This window comes from Brasilonema angustatum (assembly GCF_059505445.1).
Window position 1 is genome coordinate 76,676 of sequence record NZ_JCACKO010000004.1, and the last position, 10,703, is coordinate 87,378.

Sequence of the window (10,703 nt, forward strand, 5' to 3'; positions counted from 1 at the left end):
GTGAAATTCTTTTCTGTATTCCACGTTAAGATAACCAAAACAGTATATTTTTTTGTAAATTCTTCTTGGGGAGTCGAATCAACCAAAGTGTAACTTGTGGTTTGCCGAATCGACTATATTAATCAACAAAAAAATTGAAAATAAGAGGATCTAACTGGTGGATTATGGCTCAACATTTGACGCAGAATCGGGCTGAGAGGACGACTTTTGAGTCGTTGGATGTTGAACTGCATAACGTTTTCAAGTTTTTTAACCAAGATCCAGCAGTACACGGGGTAGATTTAGGCGTCATACACGGAGAATTCTTCAGTATTTTAGGTCCCTCTGGATGTGGCAAGACAACTACGCTGCGCTTAATTGCAGGGTTTGAAAGAGCCGATGCTGGTAAGGTGTTGATTCAAGGTCACTCCATGACAAGCGTTCCCCCTTATCGCCGACCTGTCAACACAGTCTTTCAAAGCTATGCTTTGTTTAATCACTTAAATGTTTGGGAAAATGTCGCGTTTGGACTAAAGTTAAAAAATATACATAGGACAGAAGTTCAAAGCAGAGTTAAAGAAGCTTTGGAACTGGTGAAAATGGAAGGGTTGCGATCGCGCTTTCCCAGTCAACTGTCTGGTGGTCAACAGCAAAGAGTAGCATTAGCACGGGCGCTTGTGAATCGACCCGCTGTTTTGCTACTAGATGAACCTCTTGGGGCGCTAGACTTAAAACTGCGTAAGGAAATGCAGGTTGAACTTTCAAATTTACATCAAGAACTAGGGCTGACCTTTATTATGGTGACTCACGACCAGGAAGAAGCATTGTCCTTGTCAGATCGCATTGCAGTGATGAATCAAGGCAAAATTGAACAAATAGGCACTCCTAATGATATCTACGAACAACCACGTACAGCTTTTGTAGCTGATTTTATTGGCGATACCAATTTATTTGAAGGTGAAATAGCAGGTGTAGATGCTTATAGTGTCATAATTTTTACAAACACAGGATTCTCAATCGTAGTTGCTCGCCAGCAGGACACACCAACTGAAATATCGCAAGCGGTCGTCGTCAGCGTACGTCCAGAAAAAATTCAGCTTTCGCTTTATAAACCCAGTTTGCAAACAAACTGCTTTGAAGGACGGCTCGTCAACATCATGTATCTGGGAACCCACGTTAATTATATTGTCCAATTGACAAACGGTGTACGCATTACCGTTTTACAGCCTAATACTTTTGGTAATTTACCAAATCGTGAAACTCCTATTTATGCTTGGTGGGCCCAAACTGATTGTTTGGCTTTATTAAAGAACTGAGAACACAAAATACAGAATATAGCAATCCGTACAGGAAACTCCAGATACTAACAAGGTTAACTCTTGAGTTTTAACTAATGACTAACAGACGGCACTTTTTAAAAGGGGTAGCAGCACTTTCTAGCTTATCTTTAGCGAGTTGTGGCTGGAGACTCGGTGATGTGCGAGCTTATTCTGCAACGAAAGGTTCTAGCGACCAACTTTTTGTTTATACTTGGGATATATATACAGATGAAGAATTATTCAAAACCTTTAACGCCCAAACAGGAATAAAACCACTGGCGGATGTGTTTGACTCCAATGAAACCATGTTAAGTAAGCTGCAAGCTGGGGGTGGAAGTGCTTATAGTGTCATTAATCCAAGTGACTACATGGTGCGGAAAATGGTCAACTTAGGGTTACTCACAGAATTAAATCATCAGCGCTTAATTGGTTTAGATAATTTCTTTCCCCGGTTCCAAAACCCTAGTTACGATCCCAACAACCGCCATAGTATACCTTTTAATTGGGGAACAACAGGTTTTATTTATAATTCGGAAAAGCTAAAAAATCCACCAGAAGATTGGGACTATCTTTGGCAAAATCAAGAACAATTATCCAAACGAATGACGTTGCTAAATGATATCCGAGAAGTCATGGGTGGAACTCTGCGGATGCTGGGTTACTCTTACAACTCAAAAGACGAAAAGGAAATTAAACAAGCATATGAAAAGTTGAAGGTTTTAAAACCATCAGTTGCAGCCTTCACAACAGATGCTTGGCGCAATCAAATTTTGGCAGGAGATTTACTATTAGCAATGTGTGTCTCATCAGATGCTGTGAAACTCTCTAAAGAAAACCCGAAACTAAAATATGTGATTCCCAAAAGTGGTACCTCACTATGGACAGATACTATAGTTATTCCTAAAAAAGCCCCAAATATAGAAGGGGCTTATGCTTGGATCAATTGGATTTTACAACCAGAAGTAGCAGCCAAGACGAGTCAACGCCTGAATCTTTCTACACCCAATCGTGCAGCGTTTGAGCAATTGCCAAAAAAAGTGCAGAATAATTCCAGCTTGTTTCCCCCAGAGTCAATTCTCAATAAGTGTGAAGGTATAGCTCCTTTAGGGCAAATTGAAGAAGTTTATGAACGTTACTGGACTGAATTAACCAGTGGCTAAAATGCTGAGGCTGTCATCCAAAATCTAAGAGCTAGCGCTCTCTTCTTTTTGAACACCACTTTTGTCTCGTTTCAAACTTTCTTCTAAGGCTTGAATTTGTTCTCTACGGGCTTCCAATTCTAATGAACGACGTGCTAAGTCTTGATTTTGCAAGGTTAGGTTTTGTCGCCACTCTTCTGCTCGATCAGCTTCCTGTCGCAAAAATTCTGGAGTAATACCAGTGGTTAGGTAAACTTTCACCAAATTTAGCACCCAATTTGTGGCATTTTCCAGTCTTTCTATATCCCCTGCGGGGGAAAGTTCTACTAAAACGAGTAAGTTTTCACTTAAAGACTTGCCCTTCCCCAAAAGAATCAAAGCTTCTTCTGGAATGAGCGACCACATATTTTCAGTTTCCTCACGTGCTAATAATCGCAACTGAAGCTGATTTAAAAATTCGTTTTTATGCACTTGGGCTAGATACAGCATAGAATTTTATGTGTGTTTATTTACAGTTAATACATAAAGATAGTATAAATTCTTGAATGGCTAGTGGTTAGTAGTTAAGAATACTTTTATACAAGTAACTACTAACAACTAACATTAAATAATCCCTCGGAACTATGCTAACCTACGTAGGCGATCGCGCAAAATTTCTGCTTGTTTTTCCGCTTCTGCTAAAGCATTCCTAGCTCCTTCGACTACGTCTGGTCGTGCTTGTTCCACAAAATTAGGATTATTTAACCTATTACTCAGAGGTTTAATTTCTCCTTCTACCTTATTTAAACGTTTTTCAATTTTGGCTCGCAGCACGCTGATATCAGCAACGCCAGCAAGAGGAAGTAACACTTGCACCGTACCAACAACATCCGCAAACGTTTCTTTATTTTGCTCACCAGCAAAGACTAAATTCTCAACCTTTGCCAAATCTTTAATATAAGACTGTCCAGTTGTGAAAATTTGGCGTTCATTCTCGCTTTCAGTTTGTAAATTCACCGTTACTTTTATCGCCGGTTTAACATCCGCTTCCGCTCGCAAATTACGGATTGTACGAATGATACCAAACAGCAGTTCAAACTGTTCCTCCAGAGCGGGATCAATTAAGTTTATCTCAGCTTCCGGGTAAGATTGTAAAGATAAACTTTGCTTGGAATCCTCACCTTGTTGTGTGAAAGTTTGCCAAATCTCCTCGGTAATATGAGGCATGAAAGGATGAAGTAATTTCAAAATTCCTTCCAGCACATACGCAAGAGTTTGTTGTGCAGTGCGACGAGAAGTGGGTTCCGAATCCTTCTGGAGACGAGATTTAACAAGTTCAATATACCAATCGCAGAAGTCGCCCCAGATAAAGTCGTAAAGTCCCTTTGCGGCTTCTCCTAATCCATAGTTGTCGATATAGTTATTAGTTTGTTTAACAACTTGGTAGTAGCGAGAGAGAATCCAACAGTCACTTAACTCACTGACGCTTGGTTTTCCCAGTTGTTGCGGCGTTTGCCCATCTAAATTCATCATCACAAACCGCGCCGCATTCCACAACTTGTTCGCAAAATTCCGGGATGCTTCCACCGATGACGACTCATCCGTTTTGCGATTGTACTCCAAGCGGATATTTTGCCCTGCCCCTGCGACTTCCTTAATCAAGGTATAACGCAAGGCATCAGTACCGTATTTGTCAATCAGCAACAACGGATCGATGCCAGTACCAGCACTCTTAGACTGCTTCTTGCCATTTTCATCCAATACCAACCCGTGGATGTAAACATCTTTAAACGGCATTTGCCCTGTAAAATGCCCACCCATCATAGTCATTCTGGCAACCCAGAAAAAGATGATATCAAAACCTGTGACAAGGGTAGTGGTAGGATAGTATGTTGTCAAATCTGGGGTATTATCCGGCCAGCCCAAAGTAGAGAAAGGCCAAAGCCCAGAAGAAAACCAGGTATCCAAGACATCTGGGTCTTGTTCAATCTTGACATTTTCGCCAAATTGTGATGTTAATTTCTCCTGTGCTTCTGCCTCAGACTTCGCGACAACAAACGGTGTATTATCAGTAATTTCTCCGCCTGTTTCACTCACCGCATACCAAGCAGGGATTTGATGTCCCCACCACAGTTGACGAGAGATACACCAATCTTTCAGCTTCACCAGCCAATCACGATACACCTTTGTCCAACGTTGCGGGACAAACTCTGGCGAATTCTTTTGGTCAAGAAATTCCAGTGCATTATCAGCCAGAGGACGAATTTTGACAAACCACTGAGTCGAGAGAAGAGGTTCAATGGGAACTTTGCCGCGATCGCTATAAGGAACAGTATGCTTATAATCCTCCACCTTCACCAAAAACCCGTCAGCCTCTAGACGAGAAACCACATTCTTTCTAGCAACAAAGCGGTCTTGTCCTTGAAACGAACCAGCATTTTCATTCAAAGTGCCGTCCTTATTCATAATATTGATCAACGGCAGATTATGACGCTTGCCCATTTCAAAGTCATTAAGATCATGTGCTGGAGTTATCTTCACACAACCTGTGCCAAAACTGGGGTCAACAAACTCATCGGCAATAATCGGAATTTCCCGATTCATAATTGGTAGAGTTACGGTTTTGCCAATCAGATGCTTATATCTATCATCATTGGGATTCACCGCCACTCCAGTATCACCCAACATCGTTTCTGGTCGAGTCGTCGCCACCTCAATATCACCAGAACCATCCGTAAGAGGATAGCGAAAATGCCAAAGATTCCCATTCACCTCCTGATTTTCCACCTCCACATCCGACACCGCAGATTGGGAAGCTGGACACCAGTTGACCAGGTACTCGCCACGATAAATTAACTCTTCCTCGTAAAGTCGGACAAAAGCTTCCAACACCGCTTTGGATAAGTCCTCATCCATCGTAAAGCGTTCTCGCGACCAATCAACCGAGACACCCAAGCGTCGTAATTGATGAACAATCGCCCCTCCAGATTCAGCCTTCCACCGCCAAGCGCGTTCTAAAAATTTCTCGCGTCCCAAATCGTAGCGAGTTTTACCTTCTTTTTTGAGTTGTTTTTCCAGAATTGTTTGCACAGCGATGCTGGCGTGGTCAGTTCCGGGAAGCCACAGAGTATTGTATCCCTTCATCCGGTGATAACGCACAAGGGTGTCAATCAGCGAACTTTCAAAAGCGTGTCCCATGTGCAAGCTACCAGTAACGTTGGGTGGCGGGATCACGATACAGTAAGATTCGCCACCTTTGTTGGGATCAGCTTTGTAGAGTTGGTTTTCTTCCCAAAATTTTTGCCACTTGGCTTCAGTGGAGAAGGGTTCGTAAAGACTAGGAAGGTTAATGTTTGATGCGATCATGCTGGGAAAAGGATACTGTGGAAGGACTTTTATAAATTTTGCCACAGGGTTAAGGAGGAAAAGAGGAAATGAACCGCGAAGACGCTAAGGACACGAAGGAAGAGGAGAGAAGGATGAAGCAGTTGGAAGAAGAGGTGGAACGGTTGGCTTATAGGGTAATTGGGGCGGCGATTGAGGCGCATCGGGTGTTGGGGCCAGGGTTTTTGGAATCGGTTTATCAGCAGGCTTTAGAGGTGGAATTTCGGATGCGTGGCATACCTTATAAGCCTCAGTATCCGGTAACAGTTAATTATAAGGGGTATCCCGTTGGTGAAGGTATACTAGATTTTCTGATTGGTGATGTCTTAATTGTTGAATTGAAAGCTGTTGAGAATCTATCTCCAGTTCACGAAGCTCAAGTTATCTCCTATCTAAAAATGACCAAACATCCCCTCGCCCTTCTTATCAACTTCAAAGTCCCTGTCCTCAAAGAAGGCATAAAACGCATCATCCTCTCTTCTTAATTCTTCCTTTGTGTCCTTAGCGTCTTCGCGGTTCATTATTCATGAAAAATCGAATAGCACCCCGTTCCCCTTGGACTTTTATCCCTACCCTATACTTTACCTCTGGCGTACCTTACGTCATCATCAACACAGTTTCTGTCATTTTCTACAAAAAACTCGGAATAAATAATACTCAAATTGCCTTATGGACGAGTTTTCTTTATCTCCCTTGGGTCATCAAAATGTTGTGGGCACCTATCGTTGATACTTACTCAACCAAAAGAACATGGATTCTTGCCAGCCAATTTGCGATGTTCTCTTGTTTGGGTTTGATAGCCTTTTCTTTACAGTTACCAAATTTCTTTTTTATCTCCCTAGCAGCATTGACCATAGGAGCATTTATTTCTGCAACTTATGACATTGCTACTGACGGTTTTTATCTATTAACTCTAAATCCAGCACAGCAAGCATTCTTTTCTGGTGTTCGCTCACTTTTTTATCGCCTTGCCGTTATCTTCGGTTCAGGATTTTTAGTGTTTTTAGCTGGTCAGCTTGAATTCTCTCTGAAAAATACTCCTTTAAGCTGGACTATTGCTCTTGGTTTTTCAGCTTTAGTTTTGGCAATACTGTTTATTTTCCATCAACTTATTCTACCTTCGGCTGAGTCTGATTCTCAACACCAATCACAAACAGCAATAAACAGACTACCTTTTTTGAATGTTATCGGTTCATATTTTAAACAAGATAAAATAATAAGTATTATAGCATTTATCTTGCTTTACCGATTTGGTGAGGCAATGCTTGTAAAACTAGCCTCGTTATTTTTATTAGATAAACTAGAAGTAGGAGGTTTGGGATTATCGACATCAGAAGTCGGTTTAGTATACGGTACTTTTGGGGTCATTTCCCTAATTTTAGGAGGAATATTAGGAGGGTTTGTGATTTCCAAACATGGGTTAAAAAAGAGTCTGTTTCCTATGGCTTTAGCTATGAATTTACCTAATATATTTTATGTTTATATGGCTTCTGCCAAACCCTCACTTGCATTAGTCTATCTTTTAGTCTCTTTAGAGCAACTTGGGTATGGTTTCGGGTTCACAGCTTTTAGCGTTTATCTGATGTATATTTGCAAAGGTCAATACAAAACTTCTCATTTTGCCATATCTACAGGAATTATGGCATTAGGTATGATGTTACCTGGATTAATCAGCGGTTATCTTCAAGAAAAAGCTGGATATCCATTATTCTTTATATTAGTCTGTTTACTCACAATTCCTGGTATGATAACTCTATTTTTTCTTCCTTTAGATGAGAAGAATGATCGTCAAACAAGAGTAGTGTAAGGTGGGCACTGCCACTAAAACTCGAATATAGTGGGCAGGATCTAACTGGCAGTGCCCACCCTACGTGTGTTTCAAAAATAAAATAGGATTTCTATAGAAAACGCTAATATAATATAAAGTCATCTGCGTCCATCTGCATTGAACTGCGGTTTAAAATTCCAAATTCTATGAGTTACGTTCTAGGAATCGATGGCGGCGGAACTAAAACAGTTTGTCTATTGATAGATGATAAAGGTAAAGTACTTGGTCGTGGTGAAGCAGGAGCATCTAATTATCAAAGTATAGGTACAGAAGCAACACTACAGTCAATTAAGTCTGCAATTTATACTGCCGTCGTTGAAGCACAAAAGTTAACAGATAATATTAAAATTGAAGCGATTTGCATTGGGCTAGCAGGTGTAGGTCGTCCAGAAGATATCGAGGTCGTAAAAGGTATAGTACAAGAATTACAAAATAGCAGCTTGCTTCCTATAACTTGGGAATTATCTGCATCTAATATTATCATTTGTCATGATGCTTTGATTGCTTTAGTAGGGGGAGTTGGTTATCCCGTAGGAATTGTAGTTGCAGCAGGTACTGGTTCTATAGTTTTTGGGCGAAATCATAATGGACAGACAAAACGAGTTGGCGGTTGGGGCTATCTTTTAGGAGATGAAGGTAGCGCTTATCAAATTGCTGTTGGTGGTATGCAAGCAGCATTAAAAGCTTATGATGGACGGGAGATGTCAACAAGTCTTGTTGAAGCGTTCAAACAGTCTCTTGAGCTTGCGACTATAGAAGATTTAATTGAAGTTATTTATCGAAGGGGATGGGGTGTTAAAGAGATTGCTGCTTTGGCACCTATTGTTGATTGGAGTGCAGCTTGCAAAGATGAAGTCGCACAGAGAATTATTGATGATGCTGCGAAGGAGTTAATCAAAGCTACTTCTACAGTTATTGATGCAATTTTTAGTCATGACGAACGTTTTGAGGTTGTGACAACTGGAAGTGTGTGGCAAGGAAAATCAAGAATTCGTGAGAAATTTTCTGCATCACTTCTGACGATGTTTCCTTCAGCAAAAGTGATTTTTCCTCGACATGAACCGGCTTATGGTGCTGGGTTGTTGGCGTTGAATAAGTTGGAGGAAAAGCTAATTTAACTAATAGTAGAGGTAAATAATCATACAGCTGTATTAGTTATATTCGTTATTAGTTTAATCATCTTAATAATTTGAGTCAGTGAGGTCTTAAAAATTGACAGAACAAATATATCTGAAAAAAGAAGTGATTAACAAGAAATCCCCACATTTGCCAACCGTAATCGAACTATGGCGTCGTAATCGTGCAACTCTTGGTTTTTTACCTAAAGGCGCTTTTGAGGAACGTGCTGCAAATGGCGAGATACTTGGAGCTATTGATTCTAAAAAGGGGTGTATTGGCTATCTGTTGTATAGGTGTTCCTATGATCGGATTACCATTGTTCATCTTTGCATTGATTCATTATATCGAGGTAAGGGAGTGGCGAAACTACTGGTTGATTACCTTAAAGAAAGAACTCAAGAAAAATATACTGGGATTGGCTTAAGCTGTCGCCGTGATTATGGGTTAGAACAAATGTGGTCTAGTTTAGGTTTTGTTTCTCAATATGATGAACCGGGAAGGAGCAAAGATGGAAAGTTGCTTACGTTTTGGTGGTTTGATCATGGTCATAAAAACCTATTTTCTGCGGTTCATATGCAGAAAATTGAATCAAAACTTTGTGTGGTTATTGATGTCAATATCTTCTTTGATTTATCTACAAATGAATATATTGATAGTGAAGAATCAAAATTACTGTTGGCTGATTGGCTAGCTCCGGAATTAGAGTTATGCATAACTGATGAAATATTTAACCACATAAATATTATTAGTGATGACTCTGAAAGAAAACGTCAACGCGAATTTGCAAATACTTTTCACGCCTTGCGCTGCCTAAGTCAAACGTTAGATAAGCTGTTGGAATCGTTAAGAGAATTTTTACAGAAAAAAAGTATATTTTTGCCGGAACTAGAGTTGCGTCATTTAGCTAGAGGGATTGCTTCAGATTCTCAGGTTTTCGTAACTAGAGAACAGCGATTATTAGATATAGCAGATGAAATTTATGAAAAATTTAGTTAATTATTCGTTCTAGTAACCTGCTTATTCAACTAGACGAGCTTCGTCGAAAACCTGACTATCAGCCTGTAAGATTAGCTGGTACTCGACTGGAGCAAGTACGAGTTCAAAGGGGACAGGAATATTTATTAAAAAATCATTTTCATTGTGTAAACAAGGGGGAAACTAAGGCTGAATTTCAGCAGCAATTGCGGCGGTTTCTTGCTGAACCAGAAAAATTTGAATGTTATGTCATTCTTGAACAAGAAAATCTACCTCTTGCTTTAGTGGTGTATGGTAAACATAAAAGCTATGAGCTAGAAATTCCGATACTAAGGATTGGAGATAATCCTCTATCAGCCACACTTGCACACCATCTGATTTTTAAGTCAATATTACGTTCTGCTCGTGAACGTCGGCAATTTACAAGAATCACTGACTCTTACTTAGAAGAAACTGTTATTAAAGCTATTCAAGAAGATACTTTTGTCCGAGTAAATAATGGATGGCTGAAAGTGAATTTAGCAGTTGCTGAAACTGCATATCAGCTGTCAACACGTCTCACTAGTACAGTGCGGCGTAAGTTTAGATAGGGTTATACTGCCAAACGCTTCCCCTTAAAAGTCTATATTTACACCCTAACCGAATTTACGCCTTGGAGTACTAGTCTAGCTTCTATGGAACCAGAATACAAATTTTGCCAGCAAATCGCTGCTAGTCTTAATACAGAAACCTTAATTACAGATGTTCAAGCATCGGCAGATATTGAACACTTTCTTTTCCCAGCCAAAATTATTGATGCCGAAATTCCTACGTTTATCATTCCTATTCAACCGAGATGGGCAAAGGATTTATTCGATGAAGAATTAGCGAACCAAACGTTATTTGGAGCTAAACCTGAACTTGCCTTCAACCGTGAAGCTGTGTATTAACCCAAGTTGCTAGTTACCTCCCTGCGCTGCGCGCAGGGGTATCGCGTATGGT

General features: G+C 40.3%; 10 protein-coding genes. 8 read left to right on the forward strand and 2 right to left on the reverse strand.

From position 1 onward, the window contains the following. Nucleotides 1–164: 164 nt before the first annotated feature. Together AC5JM2_RS00755 and AC5JM2_RS00760 are read left to right on the forward strand one after the other, a co-directional pair. Nucleotides 165–1,295 (forward strand): ABC transporter ATP-binding protein, encoded by a 1,131-nt coding sequence (locus tag AC5JM2_RS00755; RefSeq protein ID WP_495833015.1) that lies wholly within the window; start codon nt 165–167, stop codon nt 1,293–1,295. A 77-nt stretch (nt 1,296–1,372) separates the two neighbouring features. Next, complete coding sequence (locus AC5JM2_RS00760) at nt 1,373–2,458, forward strand: ABC transporter substrate-binding protein (RefSeq protein ID WP_495833004.1); 1,086 nt, start codon at nt 1,373–1,375, stop codon at nt 2,456–2,458. Nucleotides 2,459–2,482: 24 nt separating this feature from the next. Here the strand turns inward: AC5JM2_RS00760 and AC5JM2_RS00765 are convergent, their stop codons facing one another. Next, nucleotides 2,483–2,926: an HmpF-related protein gene (locus AC5JM2_RS00765; RefSeq protein ID WP_495833005.1), complete on the reverse strand. Its 444-nt coding sequence runs from the start codon at nt 2,924–2,926 to the stop codon at nt 2,483–2,485. A 132-nt stretch (nt 2,927–3,058) separates the two neighbouring features. After that, on the reverse strand, nt 3,059–5,782 hold the full coding sequence (locus tag AC5JM2_RS00770) for a valine--tRNA ligase (protein WP_495833006.1): 2,724 nt from the start codon (nt 5,780–5,782) through the stop codon (nt 3,059–3,061). Nucleotides 5,783–5,850: 68 nt separating this feature from the next. Between AC5JM2_RS00770 and AC5JM2_RS00775 the strand changes: the two genes are divergently transcribed. The 6 genes from AC5JM2_RS00775 to AC5JM2_RS00800 all read left to right on the forward strand — a co-directional run bounded on the left by AC5JM2_RS00775 (nt 5,851) and on the right by AC5JM2_RS00800 (nt 10,651). Continuing rightward, the gene (locus AC5JM2_RS00775; protein WP_495833007.1) at nt 5,851–6,285 is read left to right on the forward strand and encodes a GxxExxY protein; all 435 of its coding nucleotides are present in this window, start codon (nt 5,851–5,853) and stop codon (nt 6,283–6,285) included. Between the two features lie 41 nt (nt 6,286–6,326). Then, a complete protein-coding gene (locus AC5JM2_RS00780; protein WP_495833008.1) occupies nt 6,327–7,607 on the forward strand; it encodes an MFS transporter in 1,281 nt (426 codons plus the stop codon). Nucleotides 7,608–7,774: 167 nt separating this feature from the next. Next, nucleotides 7,775–8,746: an N-acetylglucosamine kinase gene (locus tag AC5JM2_RS00785; protein WP_495833009.1), complete on the forward strand. Its 972-nt coding sequence runs from the start codon at nt 7,775–7,777 to the stop codon at nt 8,744–8,746. Between the two features lie 94 nt (nt 8,747–8,840). Then, nucleotides 8,841–9,743 carry a GNAT family N-acetyltransferase gene (locus tag AC5JM2_RS00790; RefSeq protein ID WP_495833010.1) on the forward strand — a complete coding sequence of 301 codons (903 nt, stop codon included), beginning with the start codon at nt 8,841–8,843 and terminating at the stop codon, nt 9,741–9,743. 185 nt (nt 9,744–9,928) lie between these two features. Next, nucleotides 9,929–10,312 carry a hypothetical protein gene (locus AC5JM2_RS00795; protein ID WP_495833011.1) on the forward strand — a complete coding sequence of 128 codons (384 nt, stop codon included), beginning with the start codon at nt 9,929–9,931 and terminating at the stop codon, nt 10,310–10,312. Nucleotides 10,313–10,396: 84 nt separating this feature from the next. Beyond that, nucleotides 10,397–10,651, forward strand: a complete 255-nt coding sequence (locus AC5JM2_RS00800) for a hypothetical protein (protein ID WP_495833012.1) — start codon at nt 10,397–10,399, stop codon at nt 10,649–10,651. The last annotated feature ends 52 nt before the right edge of the window (nt 10,652–10,703 follow it).

Bases quoted from the DNA above. Each gene is read 5' to 3' on its own strand.
- AC5JM2_RS00775 (WP_495833007.1), top strand. From the start codon at position 5,851: ATGAACCGCGAAGACGCTAAGGACACGAAGGAAGAGGAGAGAAGGATG.
- AC5JM2_RS00760 (WP_495833004.1), top strand. From the start codon at position 1,373: ATGACTAACAGACGGCACTTTTTAAAAGGGGTAGCAGCACTTTCTAGC.
- AC5JM2_RS00765 (WP_495833005.1), bottom strand. From the start codon at position 2,926: ATGCTGTATCTAGCCCAAGTGCATAAAAACGAATTTTTAAATCAGCTT.
- AC5JM2_RS00800 (WP_495833012.1), top strand. From the start codon at position 10,397: ATGGAACCAGAATACAAATTTTGCCAGCAAATCGCTGCTAGTCTTAAT.
- AC5JM2_RS00785 (WP_495833009.1), top strand. From the start codon at position 7,775: ATGAGTTACGTTCTAGGAATCGATGGCGGCGGAACTAAAACAGTTTGT.
- AC5JM2_RS00780 (WP_495833008.1), top strand. From the start codon at position 6,327: ATGAAAAATCGAATAGCACCCCGTTCCCCTTGGACTTTTATCCCTACC.
- AC5JM2_RS00770 (WP_495833006.1), bottom strand. From the start codon at position 5,782: ATGATCGCATCAAACATTAACCTTCCTAGTCTTTACGAACCCTTCTCC.
- AC5JM2_RS00755 (WP_495833015.1), top strand. From the start codon at position 165: ATGGCTCAACATTTGACGCAGAATCGGGCTGAGAGGACGACTTTTGAG.